The 24,657-nt window shown below is 69.2% G+C and carries 26 protein-coding genes; 14 read left to right on the top strand and 12 right to left on the bottom strand.

Annotated elements, in window-relative coordinates:
- The first annotated feature begins 100 nt into the window (after positions 1 to 100).
- From BUE16_RS03405 to BUE16_RS03395, 3 genes are all read left to right on the top strand, one after another.
- Positions 101 to 547 (top strand): universal stress protein, encoded by a 447-nt coding sequence (locus tag BUE16_RS03405; protein WP_073306974.1) that lies wholly within the window; start codon positions 101 to 103, stop codon positions 545 to 547.
- Entirely contained in the window at positions 544 to 2,781 is a 2,238-nt protein-coding gene (locus tag BUE16_RS03400; RefSeq protein ID WP_073306973.1) for an amino acid permease, read from the top strand. Before BUE16_RS03405 ends, BUE16_RS03400 begins: the two co-directional genes overlap by 4 nt.
- A 101-nt stretch (positions 2,782 to 2,882) precedes the next feature.
- Complete coding sequence (locus BUE16_RS03395) at positions 2,883 to 5,072, top strand: prolyl oligopeptidase family serine peptidase (protein ID WP_079991464.1); 2,190 nt, start codon at positions 2,883 to 2,885, stop codon at positions 5,070 to 5,072.
- A 7-nt stretch (positions 5,073 to 5,079) separates the two neighbouring features.
- On the opposite strand, the gene BUE16_RS16205 is transcribed toward BUE16_RS03395, so the two are convergent.
- Together BUE16_RS16205 and BUE16_RS03385 are read right to left on the bottom strand one after the other, a co-directional pair.
- Positions 5,080 to 5,859: a DUF7351 domain-containing protein gene (locus BUE16_RS16205; protein WP_143165348.1), complete on the bottom strand. Its 780-nt coding sequence runs from the start codon at positions 5,857 to 5,859 to the stop codon at positions 5,080 to 5,082.
- Positions 5,840 to 7,114 (bottom strand): IS200/IS605 family transposase, encoded by a 1,275-nt coding sequence (locus tag BUE16_RS03385; protein ID WP_073306971.1) that lies wholly within the window; start codon positions 7,112 to 7,114, stop codon positions 5,840 to 5,842. Before BUE16_RS03385 ends, BUE16_RS16205 begins: the two co-directional genes overlap by 20 nt.
- Positions 7,115 to 7,167: 53 nt before the next feature.
- Here BUE16_RS03385 and BUE16_RS17310 point away from each other — a divergent pair, with 53 nt between their 5' ends.
- Complete coding sequence (locus BUE16_RS17310) at positions 7,168 to 7,302, top strand: hypothetical protein (protein ID WP_268762475.1); 135 nt, start codon at positions 7,168 to 7,170, stop codon at positions 7,300 to 7,302.
- A gap of 33 nt (positions 7,303 to 7,335) precedes the next feature.
- Here BUE16_RS17310 and BUE16_RS16575 read toward each other — a convergent pair whose 3' ends face one another.
- Positions 7,336 to 7,506: a hypothetical protein gene (locus BUE16_RS16575; RefSeq protein WP_159435714.1), complete on the bottom strand. Its 171-nt coding sequence runs from the start codon at positions 7,504 to 7,506 to the stop codon at positions 7,336 to 7,338.
- A 288-nt stretch (positions 7,507 to 7,794) separates the two neighbouring features.
- Between BUE16_RS16575 and BUE16_RS03380 the strand changes: the two genes are divergently transcribed.
- The 4 genes from BUE16_RS03380 to BUE16_RS03365 all read left to right on the top strand — a co-directional run bounded on the left by BUE16_RS03380 (position 7,795) and on the right by BUE16_RS03365 (position 11,107).
- On the top strand, positions 7,795 to 8,229 hold the full coding sequence (locus BUE16_RS03380) for a hypothetical protein (RefSeq protein ID WP_073306970.1): 435 nt from the start codon (positions 7,795 to 7,797) through the stop codon (positions 8,227 to 8,229).
- Positions 8,226 to 9,173, top strand: coding sequence for an alpha/beta hydrolase (locus BUE16_RS03375; protein ID WP_079991463.1), 948 nt, complete (start codon positions 8,226 to 8,228; stop codon positions 9,171 to 9,173). Before BUE16_RS03380 ends, BUE16_RS03375 begins: the two co-directional genes overlap by 4 nt.
- Positions 9,174 to 9,283: 110 nt before the next feature.
- Entirely contained in the window at positions 9,284 to 9,778 is a 495-nt protein-coding gene (locus BUE16_RS03370; RefSeq protein WP_073306969.1) for a hypothetical protein, read from the top strand.
- Positions 9,779 to 9,883: 105 nt separating this feature from the next.
- On the top strand, positions 9,884 to 11,107 hold the full coding sequence (locus tag BUE16_RS03365) for an ornithine cyclodeaminase (RefSeq protein ID WP_073306968.1): 1,224 nt from the start codon (positions 9,884 to 9,886) through the stop codon (positions 11,105 to 11,107).
- Between the two features lie 14 nt (positions 11,108 to 11,121).
- Here BUE16_RS03365 and BUE16_RS03360 read toward each other — a convergent pair whose 3' ends face one another.
- Positions 11,122 to 11,658, bottom strand: coding sequence for a GNAT family N-acetyltransferase (locus BUE16_RS03360; protein ID WP_073306967.1), 537 nt, complete (start codon positions 11,656 to 11,658; stop codon positions 11,122 to 11,124).
- Positions 11,659 to 11,927: 269 nt separating this feature from the next.
- On the opposite strand from BUE16_RS03360, the gene BUE16_RS03355 reads away from it, so the two are divergent.
- Both BUE16_RS03355 and BUE16_RS03350 read left to right on the top strand, forming a co-directional pair.
- Entirely contained in the window at positions 11,928 to 12,938 is a 1,011-nt protein-coding gene (locus BUE16_RS03355) for a DUF7490 domain-containing protein (protein ID WP_073306966.1), read from the top strand.
- Positions 12,935 to 13,345 (top strand): hypothetical protein, encoded by a 411-nt coding sequence (locus tag BUE16_RS03350; protein WP_073306965.1) that lies wholly within the window; start codon positions 12,935 to 12,937, stop codon positions 13,343 to 13,345. Before BUE16_RS03355 ends, BUE16_RS03350 begins: the two co-directional genes overlap by 4 nt.
- Before the next feature lie 47 nt (positions 13,346 to 13,392).
- Here the strand turns inward: BUE16_RS03350 and BUE16_RS03345 are convergent, their stop codons facing one another.
- Both BUE16_RS03345 and BUE16_RS03340 read right to left on the bottom strand, forming a co-directional pair.
- Complete coding sequence (locus BUE16_RS03345; RefSeq protein WP_073306964.1) at positions 13,393 to 14,253, bottom strand: ZIP family metal transporter; 861 nt, start codon at positions 14,251 to 14,253, stop codon at positions 13,393 to 13,395.
- 67 nt (positions 14,254 to 14,320) lie between these two features.
- Positions 14,321 to 15,847, bottom strand: coding sequence for a molybdopterin-dependent oxidoreductase (locus BUE16_RS03340; protein WP_073306963.1), 1,527 nt, complete (start codon positions 15,845 to 15,847; stop codon positions 14,321 to 14,323).
- A 156-nt stretch (positions 15,848 to 16,003) separates the two neighbouring features.
- On the opposite strand from BUE16_RS03340, the gene BUE16_RS16825 reads away from it, so the two are divergent.
- Together BUE16_RS16825 and BUE16_RS03330 are read left to right on the top strand one after the other, a co-directional pair.
- Entirely contained in the window at positions 16,004 to 16,141 is a 138-nt protein-coding gene (locus BUE16_RS16825) for an HVO_2523 family zinc finger protein (protein WP_200778353.1), read from the top strand.
- Positions 16,142 to 16,336: 195 nt separating this feature from the next.
- Positions 16,337 to 17,296 (top strand): phytoene/squalene synthase family protein, encoded by a 960-nt coding sequence (locus tag BUE16_RS03330; RefSeq protein WP_073306961.1) that lies wholly within the window; start codon positions 16,337 to 16,339, stop codon positions 17,294 to 17,296.
- 59 nt (positions 17,297 to 17,355) lie between these two features.
- Here BUE16_RS03330 and cruF read toward each other — a convergent pair whose 3' ends face one another.
- The 3 genes from cruF to BUE16_RS03315 are packed head-to-tail and all read right to left on the bottom strand — an operon-like array spanning position 17,356 to position 20,758.
- Entirely contained in the window at positions 17,356 to 18,225 is an 870-nt protein-coding gene (gene cruF, locus BUE16_RS03325) for a bisanhydrobacterioruberin hydratase (RefSeq protein ID WP_073307073.1), read from the bottom strand.
- 44 nt (positions 18,226 to 18,269) lie between these two features.
- Positions 18,270 to 19,166: a prenyltransferase gene (locus BUE16_RS03320; RefSeq protein ID WP_073306960.1), complete on the bottom strand. Its 897-nt coding sequence runs from the start codon at positions 19,164 to 19,166 to the stop codon at positions 18,270 to 18,272.
- An 8-nt stretch (positions 19,167 to 19,174) separates the two neighbouring features.
- Entirely contained in the window at positions 19,175 to 20,758 is a 1,584-nt protein-coding gene (locus tag BUE16_RS03315; protein ID WP_073306959.1) for a phytoene desaturase family protein, read from the bottom strand.
- A 140-nt stretch (positions 20,759 to 20,898) separates the two neighbouring features.
- Between BUE16_RS03315 and BUE16_RS03310 the strand changes: the two genes are divergently transcribed.
- A complete protein-coding gene (locus BUE16_RS03310) occupies positions 20,899 to 21,597 on the top strand; it encodes an SDR family oxidoreductase (RefSeq protein WP_073306958.1) in 699 nt (232 codons plus the stop codon).
- Positions 21,598 to 21,676: 79 nt separating this feature from the next.
- Here BUE16_RS03310 and BUE16_RS03305 read toward each other — a convergent pair whose 3' ends face one another.
- Complete coding sequence (locus BUE16_RS03305) at positions 21,677 to 21,871, bottom strand: hypothetical protein (protein WP_073306957.1); 195 nt, start codon at positions 21,869 to 21,871, stop codon at positions 21,677 to 21,679.
- A 79-nt stretch (positions 21,872 to 21,950) separates the two neighbouring features.
- On the opposite strand from BUE16_RS03305, the gene ddh reads away from it, so the two are divergent.
- Complete coding sequence (ddh, locus tag BUE16_RS03300; protein ID WP_073306956.1) at positions 21,951 to 22,889, top strand: D-2-hydroxyacid dehydrogenase; 939 nt, start codon at positions 21,951 to 21,953, stop codon at positions 22,887 to 22,889.
- An 88-nt stretch (positions 22,890 to 22,977) separates the two neighbouring features.
- Here ddh and BUE16_RS03295 read toward each other — a convergent pair whose 3' ends face one another.
- Both BUE16_RS03295 and BUE16_RS03290 read right to left on the bottom strand, forming a co-directional pair.
- Positions 22,978 to 23,898, bottom strand: a complete 921-nt coding sequence (locus tag BUE16_RS03295) for a DUF106 domain-containing protein (RefSeq protein WP_073306955.1) — start codon at positions 23,896 to 23,898, stop codon at positions 22,978 to 22,980.
- 81 nt (positions 23,899 to 23,979) lie between these two features.
- A complete protein-coding gene (locus tag BUE16_RS03290) occupies positions 23,980 to 24,606 on the bottom strand; it encodes an adenylate kinase (protein ID WP_073306954.1) in 627 nt (208 codons plus the stop codon).
- Positions 24,607 to 24,657: the final 51 nt, after the last annotated feature.

Here is a 24,657-nt window from a genome sequence, read left to right as displayed (position 1 = left end):
GGTTCGACGGGCGGAGTATGAACGAATCACGTATCAGCGGTGCGACCACTGCCGCCGCGAGACAGCGCTGTCGGAGACGGGGCCGGCGAGGTGAAGTCCGGTGACCGGACTCCTCTCGCGGGTCGTCGTTCCCGTGGCGTCCGCGGACGACGCAGCGGACACGGCCGCGGCGCTGAAGCGCTACGACGCCGAGGTGGGCGAGGTGACACTCGTGTACGTCGTCGAGAAGGCCGGCGGCGCCCCCGACAAGGCCGGCGTCGAGCAGCGCGAGGAGGCCGCCCGCGAGGCGTTCGACACCTTCGACGCCGCGCTGCCGGACGTGACCGTCGATCGGGAGGTCGTCTACGACACCGACATCCTCGACGGCATTCTGTCGGTCGCCCGCGGCGTGGACGCGACCGCGATCGCGTTCACGCCGCGCGACGGCGGCCGCTTCGTCCGGATGCTCACCGGCGACCTCGCGCTCCGACTGGTGACGGGCGCCGACCGGCCCGTCGTGAGCCTGCCGCGTCCGGCCGACGACGACGAGTCGACGGAAGAGGAATGAGCGGCGACGAGGAACTCGCGAAAGACCTGGGCCCGCTTGCGGCGCTGACCATCGGCGTCGGAACCATGATCGGCGCCGGGATCTTCGTCCTCCCGGGCGTTGCGATCAGCGAGGCCGGGTCGTTCGCCGTGATCTCGTTCGTGCTCGGCGGCGCCATCGCGATCCTCACGGCGTTTTCCGCCTCCGAACTGGGCACGGCGATGCCGGTGTCTGGCGGCGCGTACTACTACGTGAACCAGGCGTTGGGCCCGATGTTCGGCTCCGTCGCCGGCTGGGCCAACTGGATGGGGCTGGCGTTCGCCTCGGCGTTCTACATGGTCGGGTTCGGCGAGTACGTCGTCAACATCTCCGGCGGGTCGATCGGGATCCCGTTCGTCGGGATCGCGATCCCCGTCAGGGTGAAGGCCGTCGCGCTCTCGGGTGCGGCGCTGTTCGTCCTCATCAACTACGTGGGCGCAAAGGAGACCGGCCGGCTCCAGAACGTGATCGTGGTGCTCCTGGTCATCATTCTCACGGTGTTCACGATCGCGGGCACGCTGCGTGCGGACCCGGCGAACATCGCCGAGGGGACCGGCTTCGGACCGATGCTCACGACGACCGGGCTCATCTTCGTCTCCTATCTCGGGTTCGTCCAGATCACCTCCGTCGCCGAGGAGATCAAAGACCCCGGGAGGAACCTCCCGCGGGCGGTGATCGGCTCGGTCGTCATCGTGACCGTCATCTACGCGCTCGTGTTGATCGTGATGACTGCCGCCGTCGAGCAGGGGTTCATCGCGAAGATTCCGGACGGCCAGATCGCGGTCGTCGAGGTGGCGCGGATCGTCCTCGGCCCCGCCGGGGCGATCGCGATGCTGATCGGCGGGTTGTTGGCGACTGCCTCCAGTGCGAACGCTTCGATCCTCGCGTCCTCCCGGATCAACTTCGCGATGGGTCGGGACCGGATCGTCTCCCCGAACCTCAACGAGATCCACCCTCGGTTCGGGACGCCGTATCGCTCGATCGCCGTCACGGGCGCGCTCATCCTCCTGTTCATCGTCCTCGCGGACGTGAACACCCTCGCGACACTGGGATCGGTGCTCCACCTCGTCATCTACGCGCTGCTCAACGTCGCGCTGATCGTGTTCCGCGAGGCGAACGTCGACGGGTACGAACCGAGTTACACCGTCCCGCTGTACCCCGTCGTTCCGGTGTTGGGCGCGGTCGTCTCGCTCGCGCTCATCGTCTTCATCGAGCCGATGGTCGTCCTCATCGGCGGCGCGTTCGTCGCGTTCGCGCTGGTGTGGTACTTCGGGTACGCCCGCTCGCGCACGGAAAGCGAGGGCGCGCTCGCGGAGTACATCCGATCGCGCTCGGAGATGATGCCCGACGCCGCCGTCGACGCGGCGGACGCGGTCGCCCCTGACGGCGGGGAGTACCGCGTGATGGTACCGCTGGCGAACCCCGCGACGGAAGGGACGCTCATCGAACTCGCCGCGAACATCGCGCGCGAGCGCGGCGGGACCGTCGACGCCGTCCACATCGTTTCCGTCCCCGATCAGACCTCCCTCGAGTACGCCGCGGACAACGTCCGCAAGTTCGACGAGGGAAGCGGCGAACTCCTCGAACGTGCGCGCCTCGACGCCGAGGAACTCGGCGTCCCGGTCGAGACGAGCACAATCGTCTCTCACCGCTCGTTCGAGGAGGTGTTCGACGCGGCCCGAACCCACGAAGCCGACCTCGTCGTCATGGGCTGGGGGCCGGAGGGCCACGGCGCTCCCGGCCGTGTCGAGGGACGCATCGACGAACTCACGCGAAACCTCCCGTGTGACTTCCTCGTCCTGAAGGATCGCGGGCTCGACCCCGAGCGCGTGCTCGTCCCCACCGCCGGCGGGCCGGACTCGGACCTCTCGGCGGAGATCGCCGTCGCCCTCCGGGACTCCTTCGGCTCGGCGATCCGGCTGCTCCACGTCGCTGACGACGTCGGCGACGGCAAGGACTTTCTGGCCGCGTGGGCCAACGACCACGGCCTCGGCGACGCCGAGCTGCTGGTCGAATCGGGCGACGTCGAGGAGGCGATCGCGCACCACGCCGAGAACGCCTCGCTGGTCGTGATCGGCGCGAGCGAGCGCGGGATGCTCTCGCGACTCGTCGGCGGGGCGCTCGCGCTCGACGTCATCAACGACGTCGACTGCTCGGTGCTGCTGGCCGAGCGACCGACCGGCCGGAGCCTTCGCGACCGGCTGTTCGGCCGGTAGTCCGGTCCGGGATCGGTCGCCCTCCCGTCCCGGACGGTGCGAAGGCGGCAACTCGACCGCCGAACAGCAGCTACTTCCCGCGGGCGTCGGAGTACGGATCGATGACCGACAACGACTCGGGAGCCGAAGCCGCGGCCGGAACCGGCGACGGGGGCGACGGCCGAGGACAAGCGACGCCGCCCGAGACGCCGCGGCGACCCGTCACCGACGACCTCCACGGCGAGTCGATCACGGACCCGTACCGCTGGCTGGAGGGCGACGACGCCGAGGTCAGCGAGTGGACCGACGCGCAAAACCGGTACGCCGAAGCCGTCCTCGACACGTCCCACCGCGAGGCGCTCGCCGAGCGCTTCGAGTCGCTCGGGCGCGTCGGCCAGTACGGCCCCGTCACGCCCGCCGGCGACCGCCTGTTCCAGGAGGTGAAGCGCCCCGACGACGAACAGCCGGGGCTGTACGCCTACGACGACCCCGAAGCGATCGGCACCGACGAGGGGACCGCGCTGGTCGACCCGAACGGGTGGGCGGGCGACGGGACGGTCTCGATGGACTGGTTCGTTCCCGGCCCCGAGGGCGCGTACCTGGCGTACGGCGTCGCCGAGGGCGGCGACGAGCAGTACGACGTGCGGATCGTCGACGTGGCGACCGCGGAGGTCGTGGAGACAGTCGAGGGTGCCGGGCGGACCCAAGAGGGCGGGTTCGCGTGGGTAGAGGGCGATCCGACCGACGGCAGCGACACCACGGGCGACGCGACCGACCCGCGCGGCTTCTACTACGTCACCACCGGCGGCGCCGACGGCGACGAGGGCGCGGACGGCCAGCTCGACAAGGCGATCCGCTATCACGAGTTCGGGTCCGACTCGGTCCCCGCCGACGACCGCGTCGTCGCGGACGATGTCGGGGAGACCACGTGGCCGACGCTCGTGACCGACGGCGACGCGCTGATCGCCGGCTACGTCGAGGGGTGGGAGCGCTCCGACGTGTACGGCTACCGAGGCGACCCGGCCGCGGCGGATCTGGAGCCCGTCCTCACGGGCTACGACGCCGTGTTCACGCCGACGATCGACGGCGACCGCGGCCGGCTGCTGCTCGCGACCGACCACGGCGCCGACTTCTCGCGCGTGCTCGCCGCGCCGCTCGCGGACGCGCTCGCGGGCGAGGCGGCCGACCCAGCGGCGTACGATGAACTCGTCCCCGAGACGGACGCCGTCCTGCGGAGCGTCGAACTCGCGGGCGACCGGATCCTTGCGCACTACCACCGCGACGCCAGCAGCGAACTCGCCGTCCTCGACGCCGACGGCGAGCGCGAGCAGACCGTCGACCTGCCGGCGTTCCCGTCGGTCGCGGGCGTCCACGGCGCGAGCGACGACCCCGAGGCGTACCTGACCGTCCAGTCGTTCGCCGACCCGCCGTCGGTGCGACGGGTCGACCTCGGCGACGGGACGACCGAGACGCTGTGCCGGCAGTCGACCGCGGTCGAGGTCGATATCGAGGTGAGCCAGGAGCGCTTCGAGTCGGCCGACGGCACCGAAGTGCCGGCGTTTGTCGTCCGCCGGAGCGACGTGGAGCCAGACGGTGACAACCCCGCGCTGCTCACCGGCTACGGTGGCTTCCGGGTGAACCGTACGCCGACGTTCGACCGGTTCCGCCTGCCGTTTCTCGCCGCCGGCGGCGTGTTCGTCCTCGCGACGCTGCGCGGGGGAACCGAGTACGGCGAGCCGTGGCATGAGGCCGGACGCCGGGGGAACAAACAGCGCGTGTTCGACGACGCGCTCGCGGTCGCCGACGGCCTCGCCGAGACCGGGTGGGCCGACCCCGACCGCATCGGCGTCACCGGCGGCTCCAACGGCGGGCTGCTCGTCGGCGCGCTGATCACCCGGCAGCCCGAGCGCTTCGCGGTCGCGCTGTGTCACGTTCCGCTGCTCGACATGCTCCGGTTCCACCGCTTCCTGCTCGGGGCGTCGTGGACCACGGAGTACGGCCACCCCGAGGAGGACCCCGAGGCGTTCGCGTACCTCCGGAAGTACTCGCCGTACCACAACGCCCCCGAGGCCGACTACCCGCCGACGATGTTCACGACCGCGCTGGGCGACACGCGCGTCCACCCGAGCCACGCGCGGAAGATGACCGCGCTCGTCCAGGAACGGAACACCGGCGACGAGTCGATCGTCCTCCGCGTCGAGGACGACGCCGGCCACGGCGTCGGCAAGCCCACGTCGATGCAGGTGCGCGAGAACAGCGAGCGGTGGGGGTTCGTGTTCGAGCGGATGGGGATTGATCCGGAATCGAGATAGCTGACAGTCAGTCTCCGGGGTGGATCTCGTACTCAAGCATTCGGAGATTTTCGTCAAGCACGTACCTCAGCTCGTCTCCCGAGAGGCGGAAAACACCATCTACACGCTGTGGATCCCACCTGACAGAAGTCACCTCGTGGTCCACCGCCGCAGCCCAGACGTATTTGTCCCACACGTCGACACCGCGTTCTTTGATAAACGCGTACACCGGCGGTTCGAAGACCAGCAACGCGCCGACATTGGCATACAGGAACCACGCGCAATCGTCGCACGCCGCGTGGACGTTGACGGGGTGTGACACCATTGCAAGCTCGTCGTAATACTCTTCGGACTCTGCCAGCTGGACGGTCGAATTGCCGGCGCAGTACGGACAGACGTCGTTGAACATCAAAAAATAGTCCCGGGTCAGTTGTCGGTCCAGCGCATCAAGGAGCGTCGTCGGCTCAGTGGGATCGATCGTATCGGGTGCAACGGGATACCTGAGCTCCAAGTCGCTACACGACCGGCAGCCGATATGCCCCCTCGAATCTTCGTACCACGCCCTTCGCGTTGCACCACAGCTCGAACATGTGCCGTCGATGTCGAACGGGTCGACCGAAATCGTGTTTGGCTGGACGCGCGCCACGATCGCTTGGTACGCCCGGATCCCCGCGAGCGTCAGCGCGTACCCGCCGTCCCGCTTCTCGACGAACTCGCCGAGGAGCCGCTTCAGGTGATGACATCTTCCCCGGCGTGAACGCCGGGGTTTCCTCGCGTTGGGGTATCGCTTACCGACCCACGGAGGCAACTTGCGGGTTCGTGCGCTCCTCGTTGGAACAAGAGCGTGGTGACTCTGACCATTCGTGGTCGTTCCACTTGAGGCGCACAGGCCGTGCCATCGACCGTGTTACCGTCGTCTGCCGTCTCAGGAACGTCTCGGACGCCGTGAGGTCTGCGTGCCCCTCGAAGCCGCACGGACACGTCAGCGTGTCGCGGTGGCGCGTCGTCCGGTCGGTCGAACCGCACTGCGGACACTCTTGGCTTGTCCACGCTTCCGAACGGACTTCGACCGCTATGCCCAACTCCTCGGCGGTGCAGGCGAGTCGGTCGATGAACTGCCGGAACGCCCAGAAGTTGTGCGTCTTGGCGTTCGCTTCGACCGACCAGTGCGTCTCCAACACGTCCGTCAACGCACCGACGTACACCGTGGCGACGCCTTCGTCGTACAACCGTTCCACCAAGTCGCGCGCGAGCGCGTCTTGGGCGTGGTCGCGGCGTCTCGTTCGGCGTCGGTACAGCGAGCGTATCCGGTGACTGCTGTACTGCTCGTCGTCCAAGAGCGACCGCAACCGAGCGATTTCTCGCGTCGTCTCGCGGAAGCGGTCGAACAGGTCGCGTCCTTCGTACAGGAGTTGTTGGCCGGTCGTGGTCGTGCAGGCTACGAGGTTGTTCGCACCAATATCCAGCGCGGCGGTTTCGTCCGCCAGTGGTTGTGCCAGCCGAGAATTGTCGATAGTGACTGGCTGAAAGGCCCTGAATGTCTGTGCGTTCTCGTCCCAGAACAACTCTAACCGGCCCTGCTTGTCGTACTCGTTCCAGTTGGGGTCGCCCCGGACTTTGAGCCGGAGACGTTCGCGGTGTCCCAGTCCATACTCGTCTTTCAGGTCTTTGCCGACGAGGATTTCGAGCCGGGAGTATTCGCCCCACTCGACGGAGTACGACGTGTTGCGGATGTACGTCTGAAGGTCGCGGCCATCCTCGGCGTTGCCCCAGTATCCGGGTTTGCCGTTGGCTTCGCCCTTCTTTTGGAGCGCGAAGAACGACCGCCACGCTTCGCGGTTCTTCCGTTCGATTTGCTGAACGGTCGAAGCCCCGAGCGTGCCGCCGTACCGCCCGCGATACTCGCTGATGTCCCACACGTCGGCGTCGGGGTCAGCGTAGTTCTCGCGGCGCTCGTAGTTGATTTCGTTCCAGAGAGCGGCAGAAGCGTCCAACAGGTGTCGAAGCAACTCCTCGTCCTTCTTGGACTGAGGAACCACGTCGAACGTGTTGGTCCGCTTCATCAACTACTGTTTGGGTCGGTACATTGATAAAACTATGGTTTGTGAATGGTGGTATGGCAACCACGGTCCAGATTGAGATTGAGGACGACGACCAGTACGAACGCCTCCGGGCGATTAAGCGGCATAACGGGCTAACGTGGAAAGGGATGTTACTCCACGCGGCAGAGAACTTGGATACCCCGGACTGAACGGCGTCGGTGGTTGTTCGGCAGTTGTCGGATTCACGCCCGCCGTAAACGGCGGGACTCTCTCCTTGATTTAGGTAGCTCCGAAAACGCGAGCGTCGCGTAGCCGCCCTCGCCGCTCACCTCGCCAAGCGCCGAGATGATGCCGAGGCGCGTCTCGTTCGCCAACAGCTCGAACGTCCGCCGCGACGACTCGTCGTCGATCATCCGTCCGTACTCTCGTACGGTGACTGATATGTATTCCGGCCAGACATGTTATGAGTGCAGAATGTACTGCGATTCACCTCTTGTCCGGCGTCACACACGTGGTGAACAGTGGTTCACTAAATGGTTAAGTCGGTGTACGTCAGTCAATACATCGCGTTGGGGCGGCGGGACACAGTGCCTCTGACATGGACTCCCACCCTCCGCCCCAGCCGTCCCGTTCTACGGCGCCGAGTTGACGGTCGTCCGGTGCCCGCAACCAGTAAGTCGCCCGCGAGTGTAGCCGCCGGTATGACAACCGACGAGTCGGCGCTCGCCCGGGAACTGCGGGCCGACGGCATCGATGTCGCGGACGTGCGCGTCTCGCCGGAGCGCATCGCCGTCGCCTACACGACGACGCTGCCGGGCGCGCACCCGGATCACGGGGAGATGGGCCGCGTCTGCAACACGGTGATCGACCTCGTCGAGGACGGCGACCTCGACCCCCGGCGCGTGGACGCGACCGCGCTGCGGTTCGAAGACGACGTGCAGGCGACGTGGCACGTCGAGGCCGACTGGCTCGCTGCCGTGACCAGCTACCGGATCTCCGAGGAGGAGTTCTCCGCGGGCGTGCTCGACACCGTCGAGACCGAGGTCGGTGACGATGGCGACGCCGACACCCCACACGCGGCCGTCGATTGCGACGACGAGCCCCAGCGCGCGGCCGACGACGGGGGCTCGCAGTGAGCGCGCCGCTGGCGACGCCCGAGCGGTCGCCCGCGCGGCGCGTGCGCGGGGAGCGACCCTCCCGCGAGCGGTTTTCGACGCGCCGGCTCACGTTCTCCGTCGAGGGTGACGACTGCGTCGGGACGCTGTATCGCCCGCGGGACGTGGACGACCCCGACGTGGTCGTGCTCGGGCACGGCTTCGCCGCCGAAGCCGCCTTCGGGCTCGACCGGGTGGCCGAACACCTCGCGGAGGTTGGGTACGCGGCGTTCGCGTTCGACTACCGCGGCTTCGGGCCCTCCGAGGGCGAGCCGCTGGTGCTCCCGAGCCGACAGGTCGCCGACTGGGAGGCGGCCGTCGACCGCGTCCGCGGCGTCGACACGCTCGGCGACGGGATCGCGCTGTGGGGCGTCTCGCTGGGCGGCGGGCACGTCGTGAGCCTCGCCGCCGAGCGCGACGGCGTGGACGCGGTGATCGCGCGCACGCCGTTCGCGGACGGGCGAGCGCTGCTGCGGAGCAAGTCCCTGCGATACCTGGCGCGCGCGACGACCGCGGGGCTGCGCGACCGGCTTGCGGGGCTCGTCGGTCGGAGCCACGAGGTGAAGGTGTACGGCCGGCCCGACGAGTTCGCGGCGCTGAACGAGCCGGGGGCGCTCGACGGGTACGCGGCGTTGATCCCACGGGACTCCACGTGGCAGAACGGCACTCGCGCGCGGACGCTGCTGGCGCTCCCACGGTACCGCCCGGTCACCGACGCGTCGGCGGTGACGTGTCCCGCCCTCGTCGTCGCCGGCACGGACGATCGGATCGCCCCGTACAGGTACGCCGAGCGACTGGCCGCGGAGCTTCCCGACTCCTCGCTCGTCGCGCTTCCGATGGGCCACTTCGACGCCTGGGACGACCGCTTCACGGAGGTGCTCGCCCACGAGGTCGCGTTCCTCGACGCCGTCTTCGACGAGCCCTGACCGTCGGTCGCGACGACGGCGTCCGGAGCCGGCCGCAGACCTCGACCGACGATCCGGAGACGGCAGGGTCCACAGTATGTATTTAAGCCGTCAGCCAGCCTCTAGAGGCCATGTCTCAGAGAGTGCTCGTCCTCGCAGTCGCATCGCTCCTCGTCGCGTCGGTCGCAGTCGCGCCCGTCGCCGCACAGTCGGACCGACCGGCGTGGTCCGGCGAGGTGTTCGCGCAGTTGGAGGCGGGGTTCGAGCTGTACAACGGGGCCAGCGGCGGCGTCGACCTCGGCCCGCTGTCGGGACAGATCGAGAACAAGCGCGTGAACCTGTACGTCAGTGACGGCGGGGAAACCGCCGTCTACTCCTTCCGCATGACCGGCGACGGCCGAGTCGTCGACCTCCGCGAGTCGGCGCACGACGACGCGACGCTCCGGATGGAGACGGACCGCACCACGATGTCGCACATCGCCGACTCCGCCAGCGGCGAGCAGGCCGCGAACCGCTTCGCGGACGCCGTGCAGAACGACGACATCGTCATCAGAGGCGAGCGGGGGAACCTCGTCGCGCAGGTCACGTGGGGCGTCTTGAACGCGCTCAAGGGGTTCCTCTTGTAGGCGGAGCGAAGACGGATCCCGGGACGGCCGGGCGCAGCGGCCGTCGGTCGCGGCCGATACCGCGGTCTCGGGTAGCTTTTCACCGCCGCGGAGCAGAGTGACGGTATGACAGTTAGCGACGTGGTCGAACTGGAGGGCCACATCATCGACTCCGGCCTGATGGAGCGGGCCTTCACCGTCGTGATGGAGCTGGGCGGCGAGTTCGACATCGAGGAGTTCCGCGTGGGCACCAGCAAGGACGAGGAGTCGTACTGTCGGATGCGCGTCATCGCAGACGACGAGGGTGCGCTGCACCCGATCCTCCACGAGCTGCACCAGTCGGGCGCGACGCTGGCGGCGCCGACGGACGCGACGCTAACGCCCGCGCCCGCGGACAACGTCGTCCCGGACGGCTTCTACTCGACGACGAACCACCCGACTGACGTGCGCGTCGACGACGAGTGGGTGCCGGTGGGGAACATCGAGATGGACTGCGCGATCGTCGTGGATCGCGACGGCGAGGTTTCCGCCGAGACGAAGGTGCTCAACGGCATCGAAGCGGGCGACCTGGTCGTCACCGGCGACGCCGGGATCCGGGTGAAGCCGCCCGAGCGCCCCCGCGACGCATCGGGGCCGTTCGGCTTCATGCAGGGCGGCGTCTCCGCCGAGCGCCCCTCCGAGTCGCTGATCCGCGACATCGCCGAGGCGATCGCCGAGACGAAAGCCCAAGGCGGTACGGTCCTGTGCGTCGCCGGCCCCGCGGTCATCCACTCGGGCGGCGGCCCCGGTCTCGCGCGCCTCGTGCGCGAGGGGTACGTCGACGCGATCTCCGCGGGCAACGGCTTCGCCGTCCACGACATGGAGCGGTCGATGTACGGCACCAGCCTGGGGATGGACGTGGAGACGATGGAACACCCCCGGAAGGGCCACAAGCACCACATCTACACGATCAGCGAGGTGATCCGGGCGGGCGGCATCGAGGCCGCCGTCGAGGAGGGACTGATCACCGAGGGCGTCATGCACGAGTGCGTCGAGAACGACCGCGACTTCGTGCTCGCAGGCTCCATCCGCGACGACGGCCCGCTGCCGGACACGATCACAGACGCCGTCGAGGCGCAGAACGCCATCCGCGGGCAGGCCAGGGAGGCGGACCTCGTGCTCATGCTGTCGTCGCTGCTGCACTCCGTGGCCGTGGGGAACTGCCTCCCGTCGACGACGCGCACCGTCTGCGTCGATATCAACCCCGCCACCGTCACGCAGCTGCTCGACCGCGGCTCCGCGCAGGCGGTGGGGATGGTGACCGATGTGGGGACGTTCGTGCCGATGCTCGCGGAGGAGCTGCTGGAGTAGGCCCCCCTCCCCAGTTATGGGCGATCCTCCCACTCGTCGGCCGGCAGGCCGTACCGGACTATATCCACGCGCTCGCCGTCGACGAACGCCTCCCCGCGGAGGACTCCCTCCTCGACGAAGCCGGCCTTCTCCAGCACGCGCGCCGACGCGGGGTTCGTCTTGTAGACGGTCGCGAACAGTTTTGCGGCGCGGCGCTCGTCGAACGCGTACGCCGCCGTCTCGCGAAGCGCGTCGGTCGCGTAGCCGTTCCCCCACGCGTCTGGCACGAGCATGTAGCCGACGCCCCAGACGCCCCACGAGGGCTCGTGGCGACGGCGGAGGCCGATGGTTCCGACGGCGTCGCCGTCGACGCACACGAGGAAGTTCGCCTCGTCGTCGCCGCCCAGCGAGTCGACCCACTCGCGTTCGTCTGCAAGGTTCATCGGCGTCCGGTTGGCGATGCCGGCGCGGACCCGCGGCTCGTTGATGAGGTCTCGGAGGAACTCCGCGTCCGCCTCCTCGATCGTGCGCAGTTCGACCGTCTCGCCGCGTCTGAACACCGAACCGGGCATACTCGGGCGGTCACCCGCACGGTGCTTCAATCGCCCGGCGGCCTGTAAACCGATCGCACAGGCGTCTGCCCTCCGCCGTCCGCCCCCAGAGTGCCGTCGGATCCGCTCGCGCGGTGCTACCTCCCGGGAGGTTCACTCCAAGGAAGAGCTCCTGAGCGACGCCGCCGAAGACGACTTCGCGGCCGACGAGCGGTCGCAGGTCACGTGATCAACTCGGCGACACGTCACGACACAAAGGGTTTACCGCGCGACCGTGCACAGCCGGTCGCATGTCACGAGAACGGCGGCTGACCGCGGGCGCGGTCGCCGTCCTGCTCGTCGCCCTCCTCGGGGTCGCCGTGGTTCCTGGCGTCCTCGCTGACCCGTCCGCCGACGGTCCGGTCCGTCCCGGTCGGGTTTCCATCGCCGAGTCGCCGGCGATCGCACCCGAAGAGGTCGACGGCGCGACGGCGACGCTGAGGCTGCACACACGCATCGGTCACGCGGGCAACCCCACGGACAACGTCTCCGTGCGCTTTCGCGCGTACGACGCGGAGTCCGGGCTGTTGACGGCCGAACGAACGGTCGAACTGGAGGAACTGACCGGCGACCGAAGCGTGCCGGTGAACGCGACGATCGAGGTGCCCCGCGAGGGCGGCTACGTGATCGAGACGGTCGTCTTCCGCGACGGCCGGGTCGTCGACCGCGACCGGACGCGGGTCTCCGGGCTCGCGGCGCTCGGCACAGAGGTCCACTTCACCGAGAGCGAGGCGGTGCCGCCGCTTTCGGTGTCGGTGGCCTCGGTCGACGAGGAGGCGAACCGAACGACGCTGACGGTCGCGGCGTCGCTGACGAACGGCGGCGAGTCTGCCAGCGACCGGCTCCGCGTCGAGGTCGTCCTCCGGCAGGCGGAGTCGAACATCGTCGCGGCCCGCCAGTCGACCACCGTGAGCGGCATCGGTCCGGGTCGCACGGCGGACGCGACCGTCGAGGTGACGGTCCCGAGCGACTACAACTACTACGTCGACGCCGCGGTGTACCGTGACGGCGTGCTCGTCGACACCGCCCGTTCGGTCGCGAACCTCGACCCGACCGAGACCATCTCGGCCAACATGACCACCCGGGAGGTAGAGTTCGAAGTGAGCGACTTCGCCGGCGACGACGGGAGTCAGGAGGAACGAGCGACCGAGGCGGCGGCCCGAACGGAAACCGCGACGGCGACGCCCGGATTCGGTCCGGCGGTCGCGGTCGCGGCCCTCGCCGGCGCCGCGCTACTCGCACGGAGGCGAACACGACAATGAGCGACACTACCGACGACACTATCGACAACTCCGACGACACCATCGACAACTCCGACGACACTATCGACAATCCGAGATCACCGGCCGGAGAACCGACCGACCACGACCGGCCGGCCCCGCGTCCCGACGCGCCGGAGGCCGGCGCCGGAGCGGCAGACTCCGCCGGTGGTGTCGGCGGTCCCGGCCTCGGCGACAGGGTCGCCCGATACGTGAACTACCTCGTGCTCGTGGCGCTGGTGGTGCTCGCGCTCGTCGCGGGAATCCAGTTCTACGGCGCCGTCTCCCGGACGATCAACCAGTGGGTCGTCTACGAGTACCGCTCGCTGGTCCACGGCGCGTTCAACCTCGCGGTGCTGTTGATCGCCGGCGCCGGCATCTCCTGGCAGGTCCGTCGAGTCACCTCGTAGGTCGCTCATCGAACCGGCCGCGTCGAACCCCGCGTGCGGCCCCGTGTTCAGGCGACGACCGTCCAGCCGAGGAACACCGCCACGGCGCCGAGCGCGGTGCTCGCGACGGCGTGGACCCGGAGCCGGTCGAGCAGCGCGTGCGCGTCGCCCCCGTGGCTCAGCGAGTCGTGCACCTCGCTGCCGATCTCACACTCCGGGAGGAAGTCCATCGCGACGTGCAGGAAGACGCCGGTCGCGAATCCGAATACGACGCCGCGGATCGCCCCCGAGGCGGGCAGCGAGAGGAACGACGAGGCGATCGCGGCGACGCCGACCCCAGCGGCGGGCAGCAGGATCGCCGTCCAGTCGCCTCCGCGACCGGCGAACCGGTTGACGGCCGCGTACCCCGCCGGACCCTTGTGTGAGACGATCGAGAGCCCGAGCAGTAGCCCTAGCTCCGGCATGTTGCCGTAGATGATGCCGATGATCGCGCCCGCGCTGACGGCGTGGGCGGTCAGCTCCGCGAGCGAGCGGTCCAGCGGCAGGTCCATGTGCGACAGACGGTGCCCGAGCGTGTGCGCGCCGTAGCCGACGAGCAGGCCGAGCGCGACGCCGAAGCCGCCGAACGCGGGGTGCTGCCCCATCGCCTGTGGGAGGAGGAACACCGCCGCGCTTGTGATCATCGCGCCGGCGGCGAGCCCGTACCCCCACACCAGCGCCCGAGGGTTCGCGCCGACCGTCCGCGCCCCGACCCAGCCGGCGACGGTCATCGACGCGAACGCGATCCACGCGATCCCGAACAGCTTCGTCCGGCCCGTCGCGAACGCGAGCGCGGTTGCGCCCGCGAGCACCGCCGTGCTCGCACCACCGAGGAGTCTACTCCGGGAGAGGAGATGAACACCCGGGCCGCCGGTACTGATATCGGACATATTACTAAATTATGCGTTAAAGTTAATAACCTCTCCGATCGGGGGGACCGCGGGCGCAGCCGAGTTGTCAGGGACGGACGGTTCGGCTCGCGCGGCCCGACGCTCCGCTCGGGAAGGGGTCTCGCTCCGCGGCCGGCTGTACTGTGCCGTCGGCCTCGACGGCCCGGACGACGACCTCGTGCTCGTCGGTCGCCTCGTACTCGTGGCGCCAGCCGCGCCAGGCGTCGGTCGCCTCGCCGTCGACCGCCTCGGGGTCGTTAGGGGACGCGTCCGCGGGGGTCGCCTCCGGGAGTCGCTCGGTAAGCTCGGCCTCGGTCCACGTGTCGCCGCCGTCGGTCGACACCTCGACCGCCGAGACGCCGCGGGTTCCCGCGTACGCGTGGCCGCCGACCGAAACCGCGCCGTCGTCGACCTCGACGTGATGGAGCTTCGCGACCGTCGACACGGGGCCCGTGCCGTGCCAGCCGCGCACCTCCCAGTAGCCCGTCGCCTCCTCTTCCAGGACCTCGATCTCGGTGAGCCACTTCACGTTGATCTCTCCCCAGTGGCCCGGGATCAGCGCCCTCACGGGCGCGCCGTGCCCCTGCGGGAGCGGCCGCCCGTTCATCCGGTACGCGAGCAGGCCGCCGTCGAGCGCCGACAGCGGAAACTCCTCGTAGTAGCCGTCGGCCGCGCGCAGCATGACGCAGCAGCCGTCGCGGCGCACGCCCGCCTCGTCGAGCAGGTCGGCGACCGGGACACCCGTCCACACCGCCGTGTCGAGCTTCCGGCCGTTGACCGGGTCGCCGACGCACCGGAGCGTGACGAACCGGTGCTCGGCCGGCCTCGCCGTCACCGAGTCGAGGTCGATCTCGACCTCGTCGTTGACGGCGCCGGTGACCCGCAGCGACCACTCCTCCGGGTCGACCTCGGGGTCGGCCGCGTTCTTGTCGACGACGTAAAACGACTCGGAGACGAGCGGCTCCGCGCCCGCGAGATCGAACGAGCGCTCCGCGGCGACGGCGAGCAGTCGCTCGACGAGGGGGTCGAGATCGACCGCCTCCGAACCGCCGCTTTCGCCCGCACCGCCGTCGATCGCTCGAGCGATCGGTCCCGCGCCCGCCAGCCCCACGGCCGCCGCCGCGGCGCCCACAGACCGCAACAGCCCCCGACGCGCGCGCGAGACCTCCCCGGTCCCGGTCGCGGACGCGCCCGCCAGCCCGACGACGGCGGCCCCGAGCGCGCCGCCGATGACCGCTGCCGCGGGGGTCACCGCGAGCAGGAAGGCGGCCAGCGCCTGCAGCGCGCCCACCAGGAAGACGACCTCCGAACGCTCCCTGTCGGCGACGCGACCGATCCGAAGCGCGAGGAGCGCGAGCCCGCCGAACAGCGCCACCGCGAGGCCGGCCGCCCCGACGACGAGCAGCGGCTGAGCGGCGCTCCCGAGCCCCTGGATCCCGGCGGCCAACGCCGCGTCGGGGAGCGCGAGCAGCACGGTCTGCGCGATCGCGACGACGACCCACCGGGGAGAGAAGCCGGCGACGAGGAACGTGCCCGCGGCGACCGCGACGCCGGAGGCGGTCGCGACCGCGACGCGTCGGCGGAGAACACTCATTCACTACCTTACGGGCCGCCAGCGGTAAAATCCGTACGATGGGTGTGCCGGGCGCGTCGACCGCTCCGCGGCGACGCGTACCGGGTGGTCGCCCCCGGGGCCGAGGCGCGCCGCGCAGTCAGAACGCCTTTGTCGTCGCGGTCCGACGCCTCGGTCGTGAGCGAGCGCGAGGGGTCGGTGAAGCGAACCCGACCGTGTCCGTACTGCGGGGCCTCGATGGTTCACCGCCACTGCGAGTACGTCTGCCCGCAACACGGCGTCGTCTTCGACTGCTCGGACCCCTTCTACGGCTGAGCGACGGCCGCCGCGTCGGCCCGCGCTGTGGCTGATCGGCTTGATTCGCGTGGGGACCGTGGCCGCCCCGAGACCCCCGCGAAATCGCAGGCCCGAACGGGCACCAACTGTTATGGTGTCGGCCGCCGTACGAAATTCTACTCAAATGCGAGGACGGGACAGTGAACACAGCGCACGGGCGTTGTCGGGGTGGCGATGGTAGACGACGACCAGATCGCCCGGAGCAAGCGCATCCAACAGCGCACGGGAAAGACCTTCCACTTCGCGACTCGGGTGCTCCCCGAACGGGTCCGCGAGCCGACGTACGTGCTGTACGCCTTCTTTCGCGTCGCCGATGAGGTCGTTGACGGCGCGGAGACGGGCTCTCCCGAGGAACAGTGCCGAGAGCTGGATCACCTGCGTGAGGTCGCTCTCGGCCGCGAGGAGACGGACGACCCCGTCCTCGCGGCCTTCGCGGAGCTGTGCGATGAGCACGACATCGCCGACGAGGATGTCGAGACGTTCGTCGAAGCGATGCGCTCGGACATCGACACCGAGCGCTACGAGACCTACGCCGACCTCGAGGCGTACATGGACGGCTCCGCCTCCGCCGTCGGTCGGATGATGACGGCGGTGATGGATCCCGGCGAGCCCGAGGCCGCCCTCCCCCACGCGACGGCGCTGGGCGACGCGTTCCAACTGTCGAACTTCCTGCGCGACGTGCGCGAGGACATCGTCGAGCTGGACCGGGTGTACCTCCCGCAGGAGACGCTCCGCGAGTACGGCGTCACCGAGGTCCAACTGAAGCGCTTCGAGTTCGACGAGAACGTCGAGGCGGCGATGCGCCACGAGCTTCGTCGCGCGGAGTCGCTGTACAAGGAGGGCGTCGCTGGGATCAAGTACCTCCCCGAGGACTGCCAGTTCGCCGTGCTGCTCGCGTCGGTGCTGTATGCGGAGCACCACGCGCTCATCCGCGAGCGGGGATTCGACACACTCTCGGAGACGCCGGAGTTGAGTACGCTTCGCAAGCTGACGCTGTTCGCCAAGACGCGCTGGGCGTGGTTCCGGTGTAAGGACCCCGAGACCGTGTTCCGGCGTGTCTCCTGTATCCCGTACGGCGACAGCGAACCGAACCGCTCGGGCGCCGGCCACGCCGACCGGGTTCCCGCGCGCTGACGTCGCCGGTCGCCCCGCCGTCGGCGATCGCGGTCGCTCCTCGCCACGCGTTCGACGCGTCAGAACGCCCGTCTGAACAGCGACGCGTCGAACCGGTCCGCTCGGACCAGCCCGACGCCGATGGCGACCGCGACCGCGGCCGCGACGGGGTTCCAGAACCAGCAGTTCACCCCGCCCCACAGCAGCACGAAGCTCACCATGTCGTCGAGCATGAACTCGCAGTCCGCGAGGCGTTCACACAGCGCCGCGCGGTCGAACGCCGCGTCGAGCACGAGGACCGCGACGGTCGCGGAGACGACCCAGCCGGCGTAGTTCGACAGGGGGACGCCGTAGAAGCCCGCCCCCGAGAACACGCCGAGCGCGCCCGCATCGGCGACGCCCTCGTACGCCCAGAAGCCGAGCGCGACCGCGCCGGGGTCGAGCACCACGTCCATGACGAGCACGAGCGCGATGACCACGAGCAGCCGCACCGCCGCGCGTTCGGCGCGCTCGCCGAGCAGGAGTAGACACAGGAGGTAGGCGTTCGCCACCAGCGGAAGGAAGAAGACCGGTAGACCCAGCGGGACGCCGCCCAGTTCCGGGCCGAGCGCGACGAGATATTCGAACTCGCCGTAGGGCCACCCGGTGGTCACGCCGACGTACTCGATCGCGTAGGCGTACGCCGACAGCAGCCCGATCCCCGCCAGCTCTCGCCGGCCGACCAGCGGTGCGAGCCCGACGACCAGCGGCGAGCGCATCACGAGCGTTCCGAGCAGGATCATGCCGCCGTTGAACGCCAGCGGCGAAAGCGGCGTCCCCGCGAACACGCCCTCCGCGCTGGCGACGAGCAGCACCGCCCCCACGAGCGGAAACACGACCGAGATGGTGACGCGGTTCTCGCGCACGAGCGCGTCGAGCCTCGCCTCGGCCTCGCGGCGGTCCACCGGCATCGCCTCTCGGAACTCGCTCAGCCGATCCAGTCGCGTCTCCGGGCTCACGGCAGCACCGCCCCCGGCGGAACGATCCGGGAGAGCGCGCCCATGGTGAGCACCGCACCGACGGCGGTGTTGATCGCCGGGAACCACCAGTACGCTCTGTCGATCGCGACGCCCGCGACGCGAACGACCCCGACGAGGGCCGGATACGCGAGCAGCACCGCGCCGATCCGCGGATCGACCAGCGCGAACGCGCCCGCGGCCGCCAGCCAGCACGCCGCGCAGTACGTGAGCGTCCGCGACTCCCCGAGTGCGGTCGCGGTCGTCCGGATGCCGGCCGCACGGTCCGGCTCGATGTCGGGGATCGCGGAGAACGTGTGCATCCCCATCGCCCACAGCCACGCGCCCGCGAGCGCCGCGAGCGGGGGGGCCGATCCGGCGACCAGCGCGTACGCCGCGGCTCCCGGCAGGACGTACAGCCCGTTCGAGACCGAATCCAGCAGCGGCGTCGTCTTGAACCGCAGCGGCGGCGCCGAGTACTGCGCGCCGAGAAGGAAGAAGCCCGCGAGGAACGGCCACGCCGCCCGCGGCGTGATCGCGAACGTTCCCGCCCCCGCGAGCAGGGACGCGACGACGACGACGGGGACGAGGCGGTCGCCCCCGTAGCGCACCTCCCGCCCGGTTTTCTTCGGGTTCCCCTCGTCGATGTCACGGTCGAACACGTCGTTGACGCCGTAGAGGAACAGGTTCGCCGGGAGCAGGAAGTAGCCGAACAGCAGGACGTTGGGAGCGGCGAACAGCTCGGGGACGCTCGTCGCGCCGAAGGCGACGCCGACGACGATCGGTCCGGCGAGGTACAGCCAGAAGCGCGGGCGAGAGAGCTTCAGGAGGTAGCGGACGCCCGCGGCAGGGCCGGCGTGGTCTGACGAGTCGGCGGAGTCGGCGGCGGCTGGCATCGTCGCGCTCAGGAGGACCCGGCCATCGTCTCGGCCGTGAGCAGCCCCGAGATGAGGCACATCGGAACGCCGATGCCAGGCGTCGTCGTCGACCCCGTGAAAAAGAGGCCGTCGACCTCGCCGGACTCGTGGCCGGGGCGGAACGGCGCCGTCTGGCGCAGCGTGTGCGCGAGCCCCAGCGCCGACCCCTTCATGGAGTTGTAGCGCCCCGCGAAGTCGTCGACGCAGAACTCCTCCTCGAAGACGATACGGTCGCGCAGGTGGACGCCGGTGTTCTCGGCGATATCCTCCAGAACGAGGCTCCGGTACCGGCTCCGGAGTTCGGGCGTGTCCTCCAGTCCCGCCGCGATCGGGACGAGGACGAACAGGTTCGAGTGCCCCTCGGGAGCGACGGTGTCGTCGGTCTTCGAGGGGACACACAGGTAGTAGGCGGGGTCGTCGGGCCACGCGGGGTTCTCGAAGATCTGCTCGAAGTGCTCGTCCCAGTCGGTCGGGAGCACGAGCGTGTGGTGGGCCAACTCCTCCACGTCGCCTTCGACGCCCATGTACAGGAGGTACGCGGAGGGCGCGTACGTGCGCGACTCCCAGTAGTCGGCGTCGTACTGGCGCTTGCGCGGCGCGAGCAGTTCCTGCTCGGTGTGGGCGTAGTCGGCGTCGCTGACGACGAGATCCGGGAAGTAGCTCCGGCCGTCCCCGGACGTGATCGCCGCCTCGGCCGACGCGCCGCCGTCGGCGGCCGGGGTCGCCCCGCGGAGGCCGTCGGCGGGGTCCGCGGTCCTCGTCTCCAGCTTAAAACCGCCGCGCTGGCCCTTGATCGCGGTGACGGGCGCGTTCGTGACGTACTCGACCCCGAGCTCCGCGCCCAGCTCGACGATGCCGTCAACGACGGCGCCGAGGCCGCCGTCGGGGTAGTAGACGCCGAGGTTGAAATCGACGTGGCTCATGAGGTTGTACAGCGCCGGCGTGTTGTGCGGCGACCCGCCGAGGAACACCAGCGTGTACTGCATAACCTGCTGGAGTTTCGGGTGGTCGAAGTAGTTCTCGACGTGATCTTGCATCGATCCGATCAGCGACAGCCCCCACGAGTAGCGCAGCACGTCGGGGTCGATGAAGTCCGCGAGGTCGTCGCGGTGTTCGTACACGAAGTGCTCCATCCCGATCTCGTAGTTGCGCTCGGATTTGCGGAGGTAGTCGTCGAAGGCGGCGCCCGCGCCCGCCTCATACGACTCGAACGTCTCGCGGTTCGCCGCCAAGTCCGGGACCAGGTCCACCTGGTCGCCGTCCTTGAAGAAGATCCGGTAGTGCGGGTCGAGCCGCGACAGCGAGTAGTACTCCGACGGCTCGCGGTCGAAGTGGCCGAAGAACGTCTCGAACACGTCGGGCATCAGGTACCACGACGGCCCCATGTCGAAGCGGAAGCCCTCCGCCTCCAACACGGAGGCGCGGCCGCCGAGCTGTTCGTTCTTTTCCAGGAGAGTCACATCAGCGCCGGCGTCGGCCAGGTAGCAGGCGGTCGACAGCCCGCCGAAGCCGCCGCCGATCACGACCACTTCCTCGCCCGACAGCGAGGAACGGTCACGAGGTTCGCGCATTAACCGTTTTACGGCGGGGAGGTGTATAAATATAGGCGCACGGGCGTCGCCGCGATCAGTCACTCCGTGGAAAACGAGCGCTCATTGCGCACGTCGCCGCGACCCACAACCACTACCTCCCGGCGGCCCCTGGCGATCCCATGGACGGAACCACCGCGGTCGTCACCGGCGGAACGCGCGGCGTCGGCGGCGCCGTCGCCTCGGCGTTCGTCGACGCCGGCGCCCACGTCGTCGTCTGCTCGCGCGACGGAGATGCGGTCGACGAGACGGTCGACGCGCTCTCGCGCTCGGGATCCGCCTCTGGTCTCCGGGCGGACGTGCGCGACGAGTTCGACCTCGAACGCCTCATCGAGCATGCCGATCGCGCGGGCGAGCGCGACGGGGTCGACGTGGTCGTCGCCAACGCCGGCGTCAACCACGGCGCCCCCGGCGAGATGCCCCTCGACGGCGAGCCGTACAGTCGCTTCGACGACACGCTTCGCACGAACGTCCGCGGCGTGTTCGCGACGGTCCGAGAGGCAGTCCCATTCCTGCGCGACGGCGCGCGAATCCTCGTCCCCTCGGGATCGATCGCCCGCGACCCGAAGCCGGGGATGGGCGCGTATGCCATCTCGAAGGCCGGCGCCGAGGCGGTCGTCCGACAGGCGTACGCCGACCTCGACGCAACGGCGATGACGCTGGATCTCGGACTGGTCGACACCGCGCTCACGGGGAATCAGGGCGGCAGGGAGCCCGAGGACGTGGCGTCGATGTTCGTGTGGGCGGCGACCGACGCCGACGCCGACGAGCACGGCGGCGCGGTCGTCGGACTCAGGGAGTGGAAGGCGGCGACGCGATAGGACGCGCGTGGGCGACGAACGGATGGACGGTCGGGGGCGACGTAGGCGTACGGAACGATCGACGGGGAAGCCGGAGGATTCAATGCCGTGAGCGGTCGGTCTCCTCCGAGGTGGGTACCTCCGCCATCACGGGGATACCGTCCTCCGTGACCTCGATGGCGCGTTCGAGCGCGGGCCCCACCTCGGCGGGGCCCTCCACGCGTTCGCCGTGACCGTCGAGCGCCCCCGCGAGGTCGGCGTAGTTCCCCGGGAACGGCGTGTCGTACGAGGCCATGCCGAAGTCAACCGGAATCGTCAATTATTACCACGAACCGAATTGGAACGCCACGGGGAAATCAACACCGCCGGACGAGATGTCGGACATCGAGACGCTCGACCGGCTCTGCATCCACGGATCGGTCGAGAACAAGTTCCCGACGGAGTCGTTCCGTGCAGCCTTCGACGACCTCGATCTCCCCACGGAGGTCGTCGGTGACGGGGAGTCGTTAGGGCCGACCGACGCGGTCTCGTCGTTCAGGCCCCGCCCGGAGTTCCACGACGTTGCGTGGGTCCACTGTATCCGGGCGGGCTACGATGAGTTCGACACGGCGTCGTACGAGGCCGCGGGCGTGCCGCTGACGAACAGCACGGGCATCCACGACACCACCGTCGGCGAGATGGCCATCGGCTACATGCTCTCGCTCGCGCGCCTGCTGCACGTCTACCGCGACCGTCAGGTCAAGCGCGACTGGTACGCCCCGCCGTACGAGCGACCGTTCACCGTCGAGAACGAGCGGCTCTGCGTGATCGGTCTCGGCACCATCGGCGAGGGTATCGCCCGTCGTGCGGACGCGCTGGGGATGGAGGTGGTCGGCGTCCGACGGTCGGACGAATCGGTGCCCGGTGTCTCCGAGCGCTACCACCCGGACGACCTCCACGACGCGATCGGCGACGCGCGGTTCGTCGCGGTCACGGTCCCGCTCACCCCCGAGACCGAGGGGCTGCTCGCGGGCCCGGAGTTCGAGGTTATGCGCGACGACGCCTACGTCATCAACGTTGCCCGGGGGCCCATCGTCGACGACGACGCGCTCGTGTCGGCGCTTGAGTCGGGCGACATCGCCGGCGCCGCGCTGGACGTGTTCGACGAGGAGCCCCTCTCGGAGGACCACCCGCTGTGGGGGTTCGAGGAGGTCATCATCTCCCCTCACCGAGGGTCGGCGACGAACCGGTACCATCTCGACATCGCCAACCTCGTGAAGGAGAACGTCCGGCGGATCAGGGACGGCGAGCCGCTCTGCAACCGAGTCGCCTGAGCACGTCGCCGAAGGGGTTCGAGGCGACCGAGCACGTCGCTACGAAAGGCGAGGAAACGAAACCGGAGACACCGGAAGGTCGCCGGATCTACGATGTCGACGGCGACATCGAGATGTTGAGCCCCTTCTGGATGATCTGGGTGAACGCCATCGAGCACAGGAAGTACCAGATGATCCAGGTGGGCATGACGAGGATGTTCTGGGTCCACCCGACCTCTCCCGCGATGGGGAGGACGACGGGCTGGAGGTCAGTCCAGACGCCCTCGGCGCCGCGGAAGCCGATCCCCCAGTACATCCACAGGAACGCGGGGATGGTCAGGACCATGATCCACACCATCGGGCGGAACTGCTCTTTGAACATGCCGAGCTGGTCGCCCATCGCCTCCATCTGCTCCTCCTGGATGGCGTCAAGCGCCGCGTCGTCGCCGCGCTCTTTCGCCTCCTTTCGCCGCTCCTGAATATCCTGCATCCGCTCCTGGTAGGCGGCCATGCGGTCCATGTCCATCAGGTTCGCGCGCAGGAGGGTGGAGTAGAGCCCGGTGAGCGTCGCGATAACCATGATGACCGCGTACAGCGGAAGGAGGTCCTGTAGGGGGCCGAAGATCACGTCGATCGATCTGCCGACGACGTTTCGGACCGGGCCGTAGGAGTAGCCAACGAAGAACAGCAGCGTCACGACGGCCGCCCCCTTGTCGTAGATGCTCCACGACGCGCCGTCGGAGTCGGGGATCTCGACGCCGCTTCCGCCGGTACTTCCGCCCGCATCCGACTCGACGGGCGACTCGAGCCCGGCCTCGATCGCGTCGCGGTCGGCGAGCGCGAAGCCCGCATCGCCGTCTTCGAGGACGCCGCGCTCGATGAGCCGACCCCACTGCCCGCTAGTGAGGTCCTCGCGGACGTCGACCCACTGGACCTCGCCGCCCTCCGCGCGTTCGAGGACGAGTTCGATCGCCTCGCGCATCTCGGGCTCGGAGGCGAGCTCCCGAACGCGCTTCTCGATTCGTGCCATTGGCAGCCGCTAAGCGACAGCCACGTAAGAAGGTTGTACTCTCGGCGCGCCGCGGCGCCCCCGCCGTGACCGTCGGTCGGATCAGCCCTCGATCACGTCGCGGAGCCGCTCGAACACGTCGTCGGGCGCGCCCTCGCCGGACACCTCGACGAGCGTCCCCTCCTCGCGGTAGTGCTCGACGACGGGCTCGGTGTTCTCCCGGTAGACGCGAAGGCGCTCGCGGACGGTGTCCTCGGTGTCGTCCTCGCGCTGCACCAGCTCGCCGCCGCACTCGTCGCACACGCCCGCCTCCTCGGGCCGATCGAACTCGACGTGGTAGGTGGCGCCGCAGTCGTCGCACACGCGACGACCGGTGAGCCGCTCGACGAGCACATCCTCCGGGACGTCCAGGAAGACGACGTGGTCGAGATCGGTCTCCTCGCTCAGGAACTCCGCCTGGTCGAGGTTGCGCGGGTAGCCGTCGAGCACGAAGCCGTCGGCGTCCTCCAGCGCGGCGACGACGATCTCGTTGACGACCGGGTCGGGGACGAGTTCGCCGGCGTCCATGTACTCGCCGGGCGTGCCGTACTCCGTCTCCATCTCCTTGTTCTGCCGGAGCGCGTCGCCGGTCGTGATGTGGTCGAGGTCGTACTCGGCAGTGAGTCGAGTCGCCTGGGTGCCCTTTCCGGCCCCCGGCGGACCGAGCAGCAGGATTCGGTGGTCGGCCATAGCAGGACGCTCCGGGGCCACCGTGAAAGGCGTGCTGAATCCGGCGCGGTT

It is taken from the genome of Halobaculum gomorrense (assembly GCF_900129775.1).
Taxonomy (GTDB): Archaea; Halobacteriota; Halobacteria; order Halobacteriales; family Haloferacaceae; genus Halobaculum; species Halobaculum gomorrense.
Note: the sequence above shows the minus strand (reverse complement) of the source record. Positions and strands in the feature narration are given on the sequence as shown.